General features: G+C 73.5%; 16 protein-coding genes. 10 read left to right on the top strand and 6 right to left on the bottom strand.

From position 1 onward, the window contains the following. The first annotated feature begins 43 nt into the window (after positions 1-43). From NDW01_RS30610 to NDW01_RS30580, 7 genes are all read left to right on the top strand, one after another. Entirely contained in the window at positions 44-1,240 is a 1,197-nt protein-coding gene (locus NDW01_RS30610; RefSeq protein WP_252827800.1) for a trans-sulfuration enzyme family protein, read from the top strand. A 187-nt stretch (positions 1,241-1,427) separates the two neighbouring features. Then, positions 1,428-2,966: a phytoene desaturase family protein gene (gene crtI / locus NDW01_RS30605; RefSeq protein ID WP_252827799.1), complete on the top strand. Its 1,539-nt coding sequence runs from the start codon at positions 1,428-1,430 to the stop codon at positions 2,964-2,966. Next, complete coding sequence (locus tag NDW01_RS30600; protein ID WP_252827798.1) at positions 2,963-3,958, top strand: phytoene/squalene synthase family protein; 996 nt, start codon at positions 2,963-2,965, stop codon at positions 3,956-3,958. The genes crtI and NDW01_RS30600 overlap by 4 nt, the downstream gene beginning before the upstream one ends. 1 nt (position 3,959) lies before the next feature. Then, positions 3,960-4,301: a lycopene cyclase domain-containing protein gene (locus NDW01_RS30595; protein ID WP_252827797.1), complete on the top strand. Its 342-nt coding sequence runs from the start codon at positions 3,960-3,962 to the stop codon at positions 4,299-4,301. Between the two features lie 64 nt (positions 4,302-4,365). Beyond that, positions 4,366-4,689 carry a lycopene cyclase domain-containing protein gene (locus tag NDW01_RS30590; RefSeq protein ID WP_252827796.1) on the top strand — a complete coding sequence of 108 codons (324 nt, stop codon included), beginning with the start codon at positions 4,366-4,368 and terminating at the stop codon, positions 4,687-4,689. Continuing rightward, positions 4,686-5,402 carry a class I SAM-dependent methyltransferase gene (locus NDW01_RS30585; RefSeq protein ID WP_252827795.1) on the top strand — a complete coding sequence of 239 codons (717 nt, stop codon included), beginning with the start codon at positions 4,686-4,688 and terminating at the stop codon, positions 5,400-5,402. Before NDW01_RS30590 ends, NDW01_RS30585 begins: the two co-directional genes overlap by 4 nt. Continuing rightward, positions 5,399-6,952, top strand: coding sequence for an FAD-dependent oxidoreductase (locus tag NDW01_RS30580; protein ID WP_406567774.1), 1,554 nt, complete (start codon positions 5,399-5,401; stop codon positions 6,950-6,952). Before NDW01_RS30585 ends, NDW01_RS30580 begins: the two co-directional genes overlap by 4 nt. 47 nt (positions 6,953-6,999) lie before the next feature. On the opposite strand, the gene NDW01_RS30575 is transcribed toward NDW01_RS30580, so the two are convergent. After that, positions 7,000-8,007, bottom strand: coding sequence for a DUF5914 domain-containing protein (locus tag NDW01_RS30575; protein ID WP_252827794.1), 1,008 nt, complete (start codon positions 8,005-8,007; stop codon positions 7,000-7,002). Positions 8,008-8,226: 219 nt separating this feature from the next. On the opposite strand from NDW01_RS30575, the gene NDW01_RS30570 reads away from it, so the two are divergent. After that, a complete protein-coding gene (locus tag NDW01_RS30570; protein WP_252827793.1) occupies positions 8,227-8,514 on the top strand; it encodes a WhiB family transcriptional regulator in 288 nt (95 codons plus the stop codon). Between the two features lie 58 nt (positions 8,515-8,572). On the opposite strand, the gene NDW01_RS30565 is transcribed toward NDW01_RS30570, so the two are convergent. Further along, complete coding sequence (locus tag NDW01_RS30565) at positions 8,573-9,028, bottom strand: DoxX family protein (protein WP_252827792.1); 456 nt, start codon at positions 9,026-9,028, stop codon at positions 8,573-8,575. A gap of 296 nt (positions 9,029-9,324) precedes the next feature. Between NDW01_RS30565 and NDW01_RS30560 the strand changes: the two genes are divergently transcribed. Both NDW01_RS30560 and NDW01_RS30555 read left to right on the top strand, forming a co-directional pair. After that, on the top strand, positions 9,325-9,663 hold the full coding sequence (locus NDW01_RS30560) for a YciI family protein (protein WP_252827791.1): 339 nt from the start codon (positions 9,325-9,327) through the stop codon (positions 9,661-9,663). Between the two features lie 264 nt (positions 9,664-9,927). Continuing rightward, on the top strand, positions 9,928-11,208 hold the full coding sequence (locus tag NDW01_RS30555; protein WP_406567773.1) for an RNA polymerase sigma factor: 1,281 nt from the start codon (positions 9,928-9,930) through the stop codon (positions 11,206-11,208). Positions 11,209-11,284: 76 nt separating this feature from the next. Here NDW01_RS30555 and NDW01_RS30550 read toward each other — a convergent pair whose 3' ends face one another. The 4 genes from NDW01_RS30550 to NDW01_RS30535 form a co-directional block, all read right to left on the bottom strand. After that, complete coding sequence (locus tag NDW01_RS30550) at positions 11,285-13,831, bottom strand: ATP-dependent Clp protease ATP-binding subunit (protein WP_252827790.1); 2,547 nt, start codon at positions 13,829-13,831, stop codon at positions 11,285-11,287. Between the two features lie 88 nt (positions 13,832-13,919). Then, on the bottom strand, positions 13,920-14,177 hold the full coding sequence (locus NDW01_RS30545; protein ID WP_252827789.1) for a hypothetical protein: 258 nt from the start codon (positions 14,175-14,177) through the stop codon (positions 13,920-13,922). A 97-nt stretch (positions 14,178-14,274) separates the two neighbouring features. Then, positions 14,275-15,753, bottom strand: coding sequence for an MFS transporter (locus NDW01_RS30540; RefSeq protein WP_252827788.1), 1,479 nt, complete (start codon positions 15,751-15,753; stop codon positions 14,275-14,277). A 96-nt stretch (positions 15,754-15,849) separates the two neighbouring features. Further along, positions 15,850-16,539, bottom strand: coding sequence for a glycoside hydrolase family 12 protein (locus tag NDW01_RS30535; RefSeq protein ID WP_252827787.1), 690 nt, complete (start codon positions 16,537-16,539; stop codon positions 15,850-15,852). Positions 16,540-16,691 lie beyond the last annotated feature (152 nt).

Genomic DNA, 16,691 nt, shown 5'->3' with positions numbered 1-16,691 from the left:
GACGTTTTGGCCATCGGGCGGTTCGGGGCCGAAGATGGGACGCATGACCTCACCGCAGGACAAACCGCACGCCGAGACCCGGACCGTCCACCCGCCCGTCGTCGAGGTGACCGGCAGCCGCCCGGTCGGGGTGCCGATCTACCAGGGGCACCTGTTCGCCTTCGACGACGCCGACGTGATGGCCGAGGCGTTCGGCGGTCCCGACGGCGCGTTCTTCTACAGCCGGCTCGGCAACCCGACCGTCCGGGTGCTGGAGGAGGCGGTGGCCGACCTCGAGGGCGGGGTCGCGGGGCTCGCCGCGGCCTCCGGGATGGGCGCCATCAACGCGGTGCTGCTCGCGGTGCTGAGCTCCGGCGATCACGTCGTCGCCCAGGGCTGCCTCTACGGCGCAACGATCGGGATGCTCGACGACCTCGCCGGGCGATGGGGCGTCGAGGTGACGTACGTCTCCGGCACCGACCCCGAGGAGGTCCGCGCCGCGCTGCGCCCGAACACCCGCGTGCTCTACCTGGAGACGATCGCCAACCCGACCACCCAGGTCGTCGACCTGCCCGCGCTGATCGCCGTGGCGAAGGAGGCGGCCGTGCTCAGCGTGGTCGACAACACCTTCGCGAGCCCGATCCTGTGCCGCCCGATCTCGCACGGCGCGGACGTCGTGGTCCACTCGGCCACCAAGTACCTCGGCGGGCACTCGGACGTGCTCGGCGGCGTCGCCGTGTTCGCCGCCGAGGAGCTGCACCGCAAGGTCTGGCACTACGCGGCCGAACTCGGCGCCTCCGCCGACCCGTTCGCGTCCTGGCTCACCGTACGGGGGATGCAGACCCTGGCCCTGCGGATGCGGCGGCACTGCGACAACGCCCTCGACCTGGCGACCCGGCTGGCGGGCCATCCCGCGGTGGCGTCCGTCCGCTACCCGGGCCTGCCGGACCACCCGGACCACGAGGTCGCGGTCCGGCTGATGCCCGACGGGCAGGGCGGCGTGCTGGCCTTCGACCTGACCGGGGGACGCGAGGCCGGCGCGGCCTTCGCCGGTGCGGTACGCCTGGCGGCCCTCACGCCGTCGTTCGGCGGGGTGAAGACCTATGTCCTGCACCCAGCGAGCACCTCCCACCGGATGCTCGGCGACGAGCAGCTGCGGGCGGCGGGCTTCGGCGCCGGCACGATCCGGGTCGCCGTCGGCGTCGAGCACCCCGACGACCTGTGGGCGGACCTCGAACAGGCCCTCGCCAAGACCGGCTGAGGCCGGCTCCTGTCAGGGCGGCTGAGGCCGGCCCTCGCCGAGGCGCTGAGGCCGGCCCTCGCGAGCCGGAATCCGGGCGGTGCGATGCGCCGGGATTTTCCGCGTCAAACCCCGCATTATCAGCCTGACCTGCGGCGATGCTGGGCTGGAGGGGCTTGGGAGGCGGCTGTGCGGGTACCCGAGGGGCATGCGCACCGTCGCGGGGAGCACCGACCGGATCGTAGTGATCGGTGCCGGGCTCGCAGGTCTGTCCGCCGCGCTGCACCTGGCGGGACGCGGCCGTGAGGTGACCATCGTCGAACGTCACGCGGTGCCCGGCGGCCGGGCCGGCCGCCGCGACGTCGCGGGCCATCTCCTGGACACCGGGCCGACGGTGCTGACCATGCCCGGCGTCGTCGAGGACACCTTCGCGGCGGTCGGCGCGTCGATGGGGGACCGGCTTCGGTTGATCCGGCTGGACCCCGCCTACCGGGCCCACTTCGCCGACGGGAGCGTCCTCGACGTCCGCCCCGACGCGGAGGCGATGGCCGAGGAGATCCGCGTCTTCGCGGGGCCGAAGGAGGCGGCCGGCTACCGGCGGCTCCGGCGCTGGCTGCTCCGGCTGTACGAGGTGGAGTTCGAGAGGTTCATCGGCGCCAACGTCGACTCGCCGCTCCGGCTGCTGGGGCCGCACCTGGCGCAGCTGACGCTCCTGGGCGGGTTCGGCCCGTGGGAGCGCGCGGTCCGCCGGTTCATCCACGACGAGCGGCTGCAGCGGGTCTTCACCTTCCAGGCGCTGTACGCCGGTGTCGCGCCCCGCAGCGCGCTCGCGCTCTACGCCGTGATCGCCTACATGGACACGATCGGCGGCGTCTACTTCCCGTACGGCGGGATGCGCGCGCTGCCGGACGCCCTGGCGGCCGCGGCCGCGGCCGCCGGAGTCACCTTCCGCTACGCCACGACCGTCGCGTCGCTGGAGCGCCGGGGCCGCCGCGTCATCGCGGTCCGCACCGAGGAAGGGGACCGGATCGGGTGCGACGCGGTCGTGATCAGCTGTGAGCTCGGGGTGGCGTACCGCCTGCTGGGCTGCTCCCCGCACCGCGTCTGTGCATTGCGGCCGGCGCCCTCGGCGGTGGTCCTGCACCTGTCCGCGCCCAGCGTGTGGAGGGGGACCCTGCACCACAATCTCCTGTTCGGGCAGGCGTGGGAGGGCGTGTTCGACGACCTGGTCCTCTCCGGCCGGCTGATGCGCGACCCGTCGCTCCTGCTGACCCGGCCGACCGCGACCGATCATTCCCTCGCCCCGCCCGGGCGGGAGCTCCTGTCGCTCCTTGCCCCCGTCCCGAACCTCGCCGACCGGCCCGCCGACTGGGACGGCACCGGTCCCGCGTACGCCCGCCGGATGCTCGACGTCGTGGCGGGCCGGCTCGGCTTCGCGCCGAGCACCGTGGAGACGCTCCACCTGATCACTCCGGCGGACTGGGACCGGCTGGGCCTGGTCGCGGGCACGCCCTTCAGCCTGTCCCACACGTTCCGGCAGACCGGGCCGTTCCGGCCCGGCAACGTCCCGCGCTCGGCGGAGAACGCCGTGCTCGCGGGCTGCGGCACGGTGCCCGGCGTGGGCGTCCCGTCGGCCCTGATGTCCGGACGGCTCGCGGCCGATCGCATCACCGGCGTTCCACGGGAGCGGCGCGCGCTCGTCGCGGACCCGGGAGGCCGGCTCGTCCCCGCGAACGGCGCGCGATGACGGGCCGGGCCGAGCACCGGGAGGGGCGGGAGGCGGTGGTGGCGCGCCGCGAACTGGACGCCGCCGGGATCACCGATCCGCTCCTGCGCGCCTCGTACCGCCGGTGCCGGGCCCTCAACGCCCGGCACGGCCGGACGTACTTCCTGGCGACGCGGCTGCTCCCGCCGTCCCGGCGACCGGCGGTCCACGCCCTGTACGGCTTCGCCCGGCACACCGACGACCTGGTCGACGAGCCCGCTCCGGGGCACGGACCCGACCGGGTCGCCGCGCTGCTCGACGACGTCGCCGCCGCCCTCACCGCGGGTCTGCGGGCCGGCCGCAGCGACCACCCGGTCCTGGCCGCCGTCGTGGACACCGCGGGCCGGTACGGCATCGCCGGCGCGCTGTTCACCGCGTTCCTGCGCTCGATGCGGATGGACCTCGCCGTCACCGGCTACCCGACCCGTGCGGCCCTGCGCGACTACATGTACGGATCGGCCGAGGTCATCGGCCTGCAGATGCTGCCCGTGCTCGGCACGGTCGGCGATCCGGCGGAGGCCGTGCCGCCCGCCACGGCCCTCGGGCGGGCGTTCCAGCTGACCAACTTCCTGCGCGACGTCGGCGAGGACCTCGACCGGGGCCGGGTGTACCTGCCCGCCGACGAACTCGCGGCCTACGGCGTCGACCGCGACCTGCTCGCCTGGTGCCGGCGGACCGGCCGCGTCGACCCGCGGGTGCGGCGGGCGCTGGCGGACCAGATCGGCCGCACCCGGGCGATCTACCGGCTGGCCCGTCCGGGGATCGCCCTGCTGGACCCGGCCTCGCGGCCCTGCATCGCGACCGCGCACGCCCTGTACTCCCGGATCCTCGACCGGATCGAGGACCGCGGTCACAACGTCTTCGCCGGCCGGGTCAGCGTCGGAACCGGCCGGCGGCTGGCCCTGGCCGGGTCGGCGTTCGGCCGCACCCTGTGGACGCGGGCGGTGCACGCGCCTCCCGCCCGGAGGCGGTGAGGTGGACCATCTGCGCTATCTGCTTCTCCTGGCCGGCTGCCTGGCGGTCACGCTGCCCCTGGAGCTGTCCGGCAGCCGGGTGTACCGGCGCCCGGCCCGGCTGGCACGCGCCGTGCTGCCCGTGGCTGCCGCCTTCCTCGCCTGGGACGCGGTCGCGATCGCGGCCGGCGTCTGGTGGTACGACCGGCGTTACCTGGTCGGCGTCCGACTGCCGCTGTCGGTGCCGCTGGAGGAGGCCCTGTTCTTCCTCGTAGTGCCCGTCTGCGCGGTGCTGACCCTGGAGACCGTACGGCGCATGCTCCTGCGGGCACCGGTCCGGGCGCGAACGGAGCGGCGGCGATGACCGAGCGAAGCGAGGCAGTCAAGAAGCACAGCACCTTGGTCATGGGGCCGACGAAGGAGGTCTCATGACCGGGGCGGGGTACACGGTCCCGGCCCTGCTGTCGGTGGCCGCCGTCGTCGCCCTCGAACGCTGGTGGCTGCGCACCGGGCTGTTCCGCCGCCCGGCGTACTGGCTGACGATGCTGATCGTCTTCGGCTTCCAGGTCGTCGTCGACGGCCGGCTGACGCGGCTGCCGTCGCCCGTCGTCGTGTACGACCCGCGCGGGATCACCGGGCTGCGCTTCCCGTTCGACATCCCCGTCGAGGACTTCCTGTTCGGGTTCGCGCTGGTCACCGCCACTCTCCTCGCCTGGGAGCGGCAGCGGCCGGACGAGACGGCGGATCGATGAGCGGCGGGCGGTTGCTCCGGACCGAGGTCCCCACCGCGTTCGACCGGCACGCGGCGGCGTACGACCGGCTCGTCGGCGCGAACCCCGGCTACCACGCCGGCCTGCGCCACGCCGCCCGAGCGTTCGCGCTGCCCGAGGGTGGTGCGGGGACACGGCTGCTCGACGCCGGCTGCGGCACCGGGGCCTCCACCGCCGCGCTGGTCGCCATGGCTCCACGGGCCGAGATCGTCGGCATCGACGCGTCGGCGGGGATGCTCGCCCGGGCCCGCGCCAAACCGTGGCCCGTCACCGTACGGTTCGTCGAGGGCCTGGTCCAGGACCTGTCCGCCGAGGACCTCGGCGGGCCGTTCGACGGAGTCTTCGCCGCCTACCTCCTCCGCAACCTCCCCGCCCGCGACGCGGCGCCGGCGGCGCTGCGGTCGCTGCTGCGCCCCGGCGGCGTCCTCGTCGTCCACGACTACGCGCTGCGCGACGGGCCGGCCGCGCGGCTCGTGTGGCACGCCGTCTGCTGGGGCGTGATCATCCCGGCGGGGCGGCTGCTGACGGGGGACGCCGGCCTGTACCGCTACCTGTGGCGCAGCGCGCTGGACTTCGACTCCCCGGAGGCGCTCGCCGGCCGGCTCCGCCGCGCGGGCTTCACCGGCGTCCGGACCCGCACCGCCGGCGGCTGGCAGCGCGGCATCGTCCACACCTTCCGCGCGGAGGCCCCGTGAGCGAGCGGAGGAGCCGGATCGATGAGCACTCGAGCCGGGATCGCAGGCGGGTGCGTCACCCGCCGCCGCCCGGGCGCCCGCACGCCGACGCGCTCGCCGAGCGGCCCCGCGCCGTCGTCGTCGGCGGCGGGATCGCCGGTCTCACCGCCGCGACCGCGCTCGCCGAACGCGGCGTCGCCGTCGAACTGTACGAGCGCGAGGACCATCTCGGCGGGCGGGCGGGCGGCTGGACCGCGACGCTGCCCGGCGGCGACCGGGTGGGGATGAGCCGGGGCTTCCACGCGTTCTTCCGGCAGTACTACAACCTCCGCGCCCTGCTGCGCCGGACCGATCCGGGCCTCGACCGGCTGACGGCGCTGCCGGACTATCCGCTGGTCGACGCGGCGGGGCGCATCGACACGTTCCGCGGCCTGCCCGCCGTCCCGCCGTGGAACGCCCTCGCCTTCGCCCTGCGCAGCCCCACCTTCACGGCGCGGGACCTGTTGCGCCTGAACGCCCGCGCGGCCCTCCCGCTCATGAACGTCACCGTCCCCGGCACCTACCGGCGGCTCGACCACCTGGACGCCGCCGAGTTCCTGGCCCGGCTGCGCTTCCCGGCAGCCGCCCGGCACCTGGCGTTCGACGTGTTCTCGCGCAGCTTCTTCGCGCCGCCGGACCGGCTGTCCGCAGCCGAACTGGCGGTCATGTTCCACCTGTACTTCCTCGGCTCGGCCGAGGGCCTGCTGTTCGACGTGCCGTGCCGTCCGCTGGGGGACCTGTGGGCGGCGGCCGGCCGCCACCTGACGGACCTGGGCGCGGACGTGCGCACCGGCACCGCGGTCGACGCCGTACGGCCCCGGCCGGGCGGGTTCACCGTGGAGACCTCGTACGGCGGCCGCCCCGCCGACGCGGTCGTGCTGGCCCTGGACGTGCCGGGCCTGCGCGATCTCGTCGCCGCGTCCCCCGGACTCGGCGACCCGGAGTGGCGGCGTCGCGTCGCCGGCCAGGAGACCGCGCCGCCGTACCTCGTGCGCCGCCTCTGGCTGGACCGGCCCGTCGCGGCGCACCGGCCGGCGTTCCTGGCCACGGGCGGCCTCCCGCCGCTGGACAACGTCAGCGTGCTGAACCGCTACGACGAGGAGGCCGCGTCGTGGGCCCGCGCCACCGGCGGGTCGGTCGTCGAACTGCACGCGTACGCGGTGACGGGGGCGCGGGGCCCGGCCTCCGCGCGTCTCCTGCGCCGCCTGCACGAGGTCTATCCGGAGACCGGAGACCCCGCGATCGTCGGCGACGTGACCGAGTGGCGGCGGGACTGCCCGCTGTTCGCGCCCGGCACGTTCACGCGGCGGCCGACCGTGGACGGGCCGGTGCCGGGGCTGGTCCTGGCCGGCGACGGCGTCCGCGTCGACCTGCCCGTCGCGCTGATGGAACGCGCGGCCACCACCGGCTGGCACGCCGCGAACCGGCTGCTGACCCGCTGGGGCCTGGCGGGACATCCGCTGACCACCGTCCCGCTGCGCGGGCGCGTGGCCGTGTTGCGCCGCCTCGCCGACCTGGCACCGGCTCACTGACGGCGCGCCGTCGCCGGTCGAGGGCGGCGGCGATATTCCGCGCGCGGTCAGAGGGCTCCGGCGCGCAGGGCGTAGCGGCGTTCGGCGTAGGCGAGGTCGTCGCGCCACAGGCGGGTCGCCGCACGCCGCATCAGCGGCCGTACGACCGGGGCCGCCGCCCGCGCGACCGCGAACCCGGGACGCTCCGAGGTGGCGATCGTCGCCTCGAGCACCGCGGTGCGCGGGCGGCCGTCCCGGCCGGGCCCGAGCGGGGTGGCGTGCGTCTCGACCACGCTGCCGGCGCCCTCGCCCTCGACGATGCGCATCACGACCGTCCGGGGCTCGGGGCAGGTGAACTCGGCCAGCACCGGCACGCCCAGCCGGGGGCCGAGGCGGTAGGTGACCTCGACCAGGAACCGGTCGTCGATGTCCCCGGCGCCGTCGGGCGGGACGCGGGTCACGCGCAGGCGGGTGAAGGAGTACGGATGGAACCAGGCGCCGTGCCACGGGTCGAGCCGGTTGGCGACCACGTCCTCCGGCTCGCACGCGCCCACCGCCCGGATCACCGCGTGCAGGCTGCGCGCCGGCCGCGGCCGGACGGGCAGCACCGGCCGGGGCGACGGCTCCTCACCGGCCTGGTCGAGCCGGATCCAGGTCAGGACGCCATCGTCATGGCAGGGCAGCGGCCGCCAGCCCGCTCCGCCGTCCGGGGTCAGCCGCAGTCCGTGCCATCGGCAGACCAGGTCGCCGCAGACGATCCGGCCATGCGCCAGCGGCGCGCCCAGGTGCGGACAGGCACCGGGCCCGGCCACCACCGCGCCGGCCCGGTCCCGCCAGGCGACCAGCTCCCTGCCGAGGACCCGGAGTCCCAGCGGCCGGTCCGCCCGTACCTCACCGCTCGGGGCGACGGCGAACCAGTTCCCGGAGGGCCGCGCCCGCGCCCGCTTCAGCGCCGCGCCGATCACCGCGGCGTCGGCCTGGCCGACGGTCGGCTCCTGCTCGGCCCAGCGCGTCCGCGGACGCCGCCGGACCGGCCACCGTTCGGGCCGTCGTCCCTGGTCATCGCGGTTCGCCACCCGTCCTCCTCCGGCCGAGTCGTCCTCGGCCGTACCTCCCCATGCCGGACCGGCGGCAATCGGTCCTTACCTGTCAGCTATAGATGCCTTACTCTTCGTGCTCGCGTGCATGACCCCGAATCGGGCGGGCAGTAGGGCGGTCTCAGTCAGGCGGCGGCCGCGACCGCCGATACATCCCCAAGTACCGATACGCCCCAAGCACACCGTTGGGATTTCCTCATGCTTTTCGACGTCTCGTGGATGAACCGCGCTGAATGCCAGAAGGTGGATCCGGAGCTCTTCTTCCCGATCGGGAGCGGAAGTCTGACTCCGGTCCAGGTCTCCGAGGCGCGGGTGGTCTGCGGACGGTGCCCGGTGCGTCAGGACTGCCTGCGTTACGCGCTGGAGACCGGGCAGGGACACGGCGTCTGGGGCGGAATCGACGAGGACGAACGCCGGCTCATGCGGTCCGGCGCCCGCCGGTCGTTCGAAGCCGCCCGGCAGGGGCCCGGCCGACCGGCCCGTTGACGAGCCGACGGCCGCCGGCGCCCAGAGGGGCCGGCGGCCGTCGGTGGGGGCGGTGATCTCAGCGCCTGAACAGGGCGGCCGGGGAGACGGCCTGCGGCATGCGCACCCGGGCGATCACCGCGAACAGCACGCCGAACACCGCCGGGAGCACCGCGAAGGCGGGCACCAGCACGAAGACCTGCGTGATGACCGCGCCGATCATCAGGCCGATCAGACCGAGCCCCGCCCAGGCGGCGAGCCGGGGGACGAGCAGGCCGATCCCGCCGGCGGCCTCGACCACGCCGGTGACGTACCGGAACCACTGGCCCCAGCCGATCTTGGCGAACGTCTCCACCGCGTCACGCTGGCCCGCGAACTTCGGCGCGGCCGAGGCGATCAGCAGGAACGCCGCCAGCAGGATCTGAATCGTCCACAGGGCGACGTTCACGGCGCGCCTGTCGGCCGGGCGCGAAGCGCCGGCCGTGCGGGCGGCGACGGTGGCCGTGCGGGCGGTGGTGGTCTGGGTGGCGACCATGGCGTCTTCCTCTCAGTCGGACCGCGGCGTTTCCCGGCCTCTGCTCACACGTCGAACGGCGACCCGCCGGATCGACACCTCGTCCGAGTTTTTTTTCCGAGATTCCTTTCGTCCCTGCTCAGCGCGCCGTCCGGCGGCCGTCCGAGACGACGCGGGGCGGTCCGTAGAAGAATCTCGGCCCGACGTGTCGATCGGGCCGGTCCCCGTTCGACGTGTGGGCGGAGGCGAGAAGAGCCGACCGGCTCATCCGGCCCGCCCGGAGAAGACCCTCGCCCGGAGACGAAGGAGACACGACGATGCGGTTCCTGATGATGACCAAGGACGGTCAGTCCGCGGGCGGCCCGCCCGACGAGAAGCTCATGGTCGAGATGGGCAAGTTCATCGATGAGATGACCCGGGCGGGCGTGCTGCTGGCGACCGGCGGGCTGAACCCCGCGGGCACCTACATCAAGTCCGAGGGCGGGAAGATCACGGTGACCGACGGGCCCTTCACCGAGGCGAAGGAGGCGGTCGTCGGCTTCGCGCTGATCGAGGTGCGCTCGAAGGAGGAGGCCATCGAGCTGTCGAAGCGGTTCTGGCAGATCGTCGGCGACGGCGAGGGCGAGATCCGCGAGGTCTTCGGCCCCGGCCAGTAGCCCCCCGCGCTTCCGCCGCTCTTTGCTCTGCTCACCCCGAGTAGGCACCTGGAACGGTCCGGTGCCTACCGGAGGTGAGCAGAGCAAAGGTACGGGGAACTTGGGAAAGGGGTACGGGGTCGGCGACGGCGCGTCGCCCGGGTCGTCCATCGCAGGGCGGGGCCGCCCGTAGGTCCTGTGGCACCGCGGCGTGGCCGCGTCCGTGAATCGCGGAGCGTCGCTGACGGGTTGCGCCGAGGAGGGCGGCGGTGCTCTGATCGGGCCGTGACGACACCCGATGTGCACCGGACGATCGACGCGATCTGGAGGCTGGAGTCGGCGCGGATCATCGCCGGCCTCACCCGGATGATGCGGGACGTCGGCGTCGCCGAGGAGCTCGCGCAGGACGCGCTCGTCGCCGCCCTCGAACAGTGGCCGCAGGACGGCGTCCCGGACAACCCGGGCGCCTGGCTCATGGCCACCGCCAAGCACCGGGCGATCGACCGGATCCGCCGGGAGAAGCGGTTCGAGCAGAAGCAGCAGGAGATCGGCCGCGACCTGGAGACGCGCCAGGACCCCACCGACGCGGAGCTGGAGGCCGCGCTGGAGGAGGACCTGGGCGACGATCTGCTGCGCCTCATGTTCATCTCGTGCCACCCGGTGCTGTCCACGGAGGCGCGGGTCGCGCTCACCCTCCGGCTGCTGGGCGGGCTGACGACCGATGAGATCGCGCGCGCGTTCCTCGTTCCCGAGGCGACCGTCGCCCAGCGGATCGTCCGGGCGAAACGGACCCTCGCCACGAAGAAGGTCCCGTTCGAGGTGCCCCCGGAGGCGGAACGGGCCGCCCGTCTGTCCTCCGTTCTGGAGGTCCTCTACCTGGTGTTCAACGAGGGGTACTCCGCGACGGCCGGGGACGACTGGACGCGGCCCGCGCTGTGCCAGGAGGCCCTGCGGCTCGGCCGGGTCCTCGCCGAGCTGACGCCCAGGGAGCCGGAGGTCCACGGCCTGGTCGCGCTGATGGAGATCCAGGCGTCCCGCCTTCGCGCGCGCGTGGGCCCCTCCGGGGAGCCGATCCAGCTCCTCGACCAGGACCGCGCGCGCTGGGACCACCTGCTGATCCGCCGCGGGTTCGCGGCGCTGCTGCGGGCCGAGGAGGTCGGCGGCGGAATCGGCCCGTACATGCTGCAGGCCGCGATCGCCGCCTGCCACGCCCAGGCGCCGACCGCGGAGGACACGGACTGGGCGCGGATCGCCACCCTCTACGAGGCGCTCGGGACGGTCACGCCGTCCCCCGTCGTCGAGCTGAACCGCGCGGTCGCGGTCGCCATGGCGTACGGGCCGGAGCAGGGACTGCGGATCGTCGACAGGCTCGCCGGCGAGCCCGCCCTGAAGGACTACCACCTGCTGCCGAGCGTGCGCGGTGACCTCCTGGCACGGCTGGGGAGGAGCGCGGAGGCCCGCGCCGAGTTCGAGCGCGCCGCGTCGCTGACCCGGAACGACCGGGAGCGCACGCTGCTCCTGGACCGGGCCGCCGCCTGCGACGCGACGGTCACGACGGCCGGCTGACCGGCCGGACGGATCACCTGGCCGCCCGGTGCCGGTTCGGCGGCACGGCCGGGCGCCCGCCTCCCGTGGCGGCGGCTCAGGCCTGCCGGTGGGCCGGGGCGGCGATGGTGGCGTGGTCGCCGTTCGGGTTCGTCACCGCGAACTCCAGCCGATCGTCGTGGACGGTCACCCGGACGTCGTCGCCCGGGCCCAGCCGGCCGCCCAGCAGCATGCTCGACAGGCGGTTGTCGACCTCGCGCTGGATCGTCCGCCGCAGCGGCCGCGCGCCGAACTCCGGCTGGTGGCCCCGGCGCGCGAGCCAGTCCACCGCCTCCTTGGTGAACTCGATCGACAGGTTCTGTGCGCGCAGGCGGCGCCGGGTCTCGTCCAGCAGCAGGTCCGTGATCTGGCGCAGCTGCTCGGTGTCGAGCCGGCGAAAGACGATGATCTCGTCGACGCGGTTCAGGAACTCCGGGCGGAACGCCTCGCGCAGCCGCCGCATGACCCGTTCGCGCAGTGACGCGTCCTCCCCGCCGCCCGCGTCGGAGAATCCGGTCGCGAGCCCGCCGGTGCCGATGACGTCGGAGCCGAGGTTGCTGGTCATGATGACGACCGTGTTGCGGAAGTCGACCGTACGGCCCTGGGCGTCGGTGAGGCGCCCGTCGTCGAGCAGCTGCAGCAGGACGTTGAAGAGGTCCGGGTGCGCCTTCTCGATCTCGTCCAGCAGCACGACGGAGTACGGGCGGCGGCGTACGGCCTCGGTGAGCTGACCGGCCTCCTCGTAACCGACGTAGCCGGGCGGCGCGCCGGTGAGCCGGCTGACCGTGTGCCGCTCCTGGAACTCGCTCATGTCGAAGCGCACCATCCGGTCCTGGCTGCCGAACAGGGCCTCGGCCAGCGCGCGGGCCAGTTCGGTCTTGCCGACGCCGGTCGGCCCGAGGAACAGGAAGCTGCCGATGGGCCGGTCCGGGTCGCCGAGCCCCGCGCGGGAGCGGCGGACCGCCTCGGCGACCGCGGCCACCGCCTCGTCCTGCCCGACGACCCGCTCGTGCAGGTGCTCCTCGAGCCGGAGCAGGCGTTCGCGTTCCTCGACGGTCAGCTGGGCGACGGGGATCCCGGTGATCCGCGAGACGACCTCGGCGATGTCCTCGGCGGTGACCTCCGGCACCGTCGCGGTCTCGTCGTCCTCGCCGGACGTGGCGGCGACGCGCTCCTCCAGCTCGACGATCTGGTCGCGGAGGGCGGCGGCCTTCTCGTACTTCTCGTCCGCGACGGCCTGGTCCTTCTCCCGCCGGCGGTGGTCCAGCTCCTCCTCCAGGCGCCGTACGTTGCGGCCGGGCGTCGTGGTGCGCAGCCGGACGCGGGCGCCGGCCTGGTCGATGAGGTCGATCGCCTTGTCCGGCAGGAACCGGTCGGTGAGGTACCGGCTCGACAGGTCGACCGCCGCGACCAGCGCCTCGTCGGTGAAGCGCACCTGGTGGTGCGCCTCGTAGCGGTCCCGCAGGCCGCAGAGGATCTCGACGGAGTCCTCGGGGCTCGGCTCCGGCACGAGGATCGGCTGGAAGCGGCGTTCGAGCGCGGCGTCCTTCTCGATGTTCTTGCGGTACTCGTCCACGGTCGTCGCGCCGATGACGTGCAGCTCGCCGCGCGCCAGGGCGGGCTTGAGCATGTTCCCGGCGCTCATGCCGCCCTCGGCGCCCCCGGCCGTCACCATCGTGTGGATCTCGTCGATGAACACGAGCAGCTCGTCGGCGTGCGTGCTGATCTCCTCGACGACCTTCTTCAGCCGTTCCTCGAAGTCGCCGCGGAAGCGCGTTCCGGCGACCAGCCCGGCCAGGTCCAGCTGCATCAGGCGCTTGCCGCGCAGGATCTCCGGCACCTCGCCCTCGACGATCCGCTCGGCGATGCCCTCGACGATCGCGGTCTTGCCCACACCGGGGTCACCGATCAGGACCGGGTTGTTCTTCGTGCGCCGGGACAGCACCTCGATGGTCTGCTCGATCTCCTCGTCGCGGCCGACGACGGGATCGACCTTGCCCTCGCCGGCCATCGCGCTCAGGTCGCGTCCGTACTGGTCGAGGGTGGGCGTGTCGGACGGCGGGTGGGCGGTGGAGCCGCCGGGCACGCTGCCGATCGCCGACCGCAGGGCCTCCGGCGTGATCCGCGCGGCCAGCAGCAGGCGGCCGGCCGCCGACTCGGGATTGGCCGCGAGCGCGAACAGGATGTGCTCCGGACCGATGTAGGAGGCGTCCAGGGCGCGGGAGATCTGGTGGGCGTCCAGCAGCGCGCGCTTGGCGGAGGGGGTCAGCCGCGCGGAGATGTCCTCGCGGGCCGGGCCGCGCCGTACGTGCCGCTCGGCCTGCCGGGCGAGCGTCTCCGGATCGGTGCCGGCGCGGTCCAGCAGGTGCCGGGTCACGTCCTGGCGGGTCGCCGCCCACAGCAGGTGGTCGGTGTCCAGGTCGGGACCGCCCCACTCGGCCGCCTTGACGGCGGCGTCGCGGACGAGTTCGCGGGCGCCCTCGGTCATGAAGCGCGCGATGTTGACGCGGTTGGTGGGCCGCCGGGGCGCGCCCGTCCCGAAGAACCGGGCCAGGAACTCCTCGAACTGGTCCGACTCCTCGCGCTCGTTCCGTTCTTCAGGCATGTCGACCTCCTCACCCGGCGTACCCCGGCGTGCGCGTTTCGCCTGCTCGCGCGACCCCTACCCGAGTCGGGAATCCGAAACGTGCGGGTCAGGAGTAGTCCTCGTCCAGGTCGTCCCCGGCGGTGATGTGCTGTTCGATCACGTCGGCCTCGTTGGCGTCGGCGGGGAGCTCCTCGACGGGTGGGCGCTCCGCGGCGCCCTCCTCGCGGCCGGTGTCGAGTCGCTGCTCGATGAAGTCGGCCTCGGGCTCCTCGATGCCCGGCGTCTCGTCCGGCAGGGGATCGGGGTGGACGACCTCCTCCGGGTTCGCCGGCTGGCCCCGGTCCGGCAGATCACGTTCGGTCATGGCGACTCCATGGTTTCCCTGCTCACGGTGTGCTTTCTTCCGTTCACGCGGAGGTAGATCTCCGCCATGCGCGCTGCCCTACCCGGGACCATCCCCGCTAACCGCCCGCGACCGGGTGGCGGTCCGCGTGGTGACGCGCGTGCCGGCCGGGATGGTGGACCGTACGGCGTCCCGTCAGCAGGTCGGCGAAGGCGGCGAGCAGCGCGGCGACCACGAACGCCAGGACGACGTACAGCGCGTGCTGGAAGGCCGTGGCCCAGCCGCCGTGCGTACCGCGCACCGCGGCGAAGAAGACGGAGCCGACCGCCGCGATGCCGACCGCGGTGCCGATCCGCTGCCCGGTCTGCAGGACGCCCGCGGCGCTGCCGCCGCCCTCGGGCGGCACCTCGGACAGGGTGATCGTCTGGTTCGGAGCGATCACCAGGCCGCTGCCGATCCCCGCCACGAGGTAGGGGAGGGCGGTGGCCAGGGCGACCTGCCGGCCGGAGTCGAAGTGCACGGCGAGGAGCACGCCCCCGAGCCCGAGCCCGACGAGCACGAGGCCGACCGCCACGAGCGGCCGGCCGAACCGCGAGACGACCCGGCCGCCGACGGCGGCCGCGGCCCCCGACCCCACCGCGAACGGCGTGATCGCCAGGCCGGCCTTCAGCGCGCTGTAGTGCAGGCCGTTCTGCAGATACAGGGTGAAGATGAAGAAGATGGCGGTGAAACCCGCGAAGTACAGCAGCGCGATCGTCGAGCCCAGCGCGTACGAGCGGAGCCGGAACAGGCCGAGGTCGATCATCGGCTCGTCGTGCCGCCGCTCCCACCACAGGAAGGACGCCAGCAGGACGACGGCGGCGGGCACCAGCAGCCATTTGAGCGCGCCGTGCCACTGCTGCTCCTGGACGAACGGGAGGAGCAGGGCCACCACTCCGGCTCCCAGGAGCACGACGCCGACCGGGTCCAGGCTCTGCGCACGCCGCGTCCGGCTCGGCGCCGGCAGCAGCCGCCACGCCAGCGGCAGCGCGATCAGGCCGACCGGGACGTTGACGTAGAAGACCCACCGCCAGCCCTCCATCGGCCCGGCGAGCGCGATGATCGCACCGCCGAGGATCGGGCCCGCGGCGGTGGCGATGCCGATCGTGGCGCCGAGGCTCCCGAACGCCCGGCCCCGCTCCGGCCCGCGGAACATCACCTGGATCAGCCCCGCGATCTGAGGGTTCAGCATGCCGCCCGCGATGCCCTGGACGAGCCGGGCGCCGACGAGCCAGGCGATGTTCTGCGCGAGGCCGGCGGCGGCGCTGGTCAGGGTGAAGAGCACCAGGCCGGCCATGAAGACCGCCCGGCGGCTGCGCGCGTCGCCGAGCCGCCCGGCGGGGACCAGGACGAGGCCGAACGTCAGGGCGTAGCCGCTGAGGATCCACTGCAGCCCGTCCGGTGACGCGTGCAGCCCCTCGCGGATGGAGGGCAGCGCGACGTTGACGATGCTGACGTCGAGGAGGGTCATGAAGGCCGCGACGAGGCACACCGCCAGCGCCTGCCAGCGGTGTCGCACGGTGGAATCGGGGTCGTCGGAGTGGGGTTCCGTCCGCATGAGGCTGCTGTGCTCCGGACAGATCGCTCCAAACCACTCAGGCGGTCGCCGGGTGAGGGCCGAGCGCGGAACCGGCCCTCACCCGCCGGTCTTTCGTCAGCCGAATGAGACCGAGTAACTGTTGGTCGCGAAATTCAGGCCGCCGCTGGAGGACGTTATCTCGAACCCGAACTGCACGTTTCCGACGGTGACGTCGCCGAACCATCCGGCGCTCTTGATCCAATTGAGCACGGCGCGGATGTCGACGCTTCCGGAGGAGGTATTGCCCGACCGCACGAACGAGAACACCTGGTTGGAGCCGTTGCTGCCCTTGTAGACGCTCCAGGCGTGCCCGCCGACGGACACGCTCGTCTGGTAGGAGCCGAGCGGTCCCACGGCCCCCGTCTTGTTCATCCAGAGCATGATCTCGTACGCGTTGTCGCTCGACCAGATGTCGTACGCCGACTCGTACGCCCCGGAGCCGGGGACCGTGACGTTGAAGCTGCTGTTCAGTGAGTTCAGTGAGCTCAGCGACCTGCCGACGTATTTCGTGACGTTGGGGTAGGACTTCACGCCGCCGGTGTTCGGGTGGTTCGCCCAGACGCCCCAGTTGCTGTAGGAGTTGGCCCAGATGGTCTGCGGGCCGGCGCCGCTGCCCCAGACGTCGTTGTACAGGGTGTAGCCGCCGTTGGACCAGGTCGCCCACTGGTCGGAGGACGACCAGGTCGCGGCCCGGGCCGTGCCGGACCACAATGCGCACACCAGCGTGAGGACCAACGCGGGCACCGAGAATCGTGCCGCTTTCATTCGATGACCTCTCTGTCGAATAAGAGTCGAAGCGCTTCGACGGTCATTCGACGGGAACGGGGAAGAGGAAACCGCGCGGTGCCCCACACGATAGAAGCCGAATTGCGGGGGTGCAACGGGAGCTTTACAGGCGTGTCATCGACGTGTTTCGC

Origin of the sequence: Actinoallomurus soli (assembly GCF_024055715.1) — a bacterium.
Lineage (GTDB): Bacteria > Actinomycetota > Actinomycetes > Streptosporangiales > Streptosporangiaceae > Actinoallomurus > Actinoallomurus soli.
The sequence above is the reverse complement of the archived record's forward strand: the minus strand, read 5'-3'. Positions and strand labels throughout refer to the sequence as shown.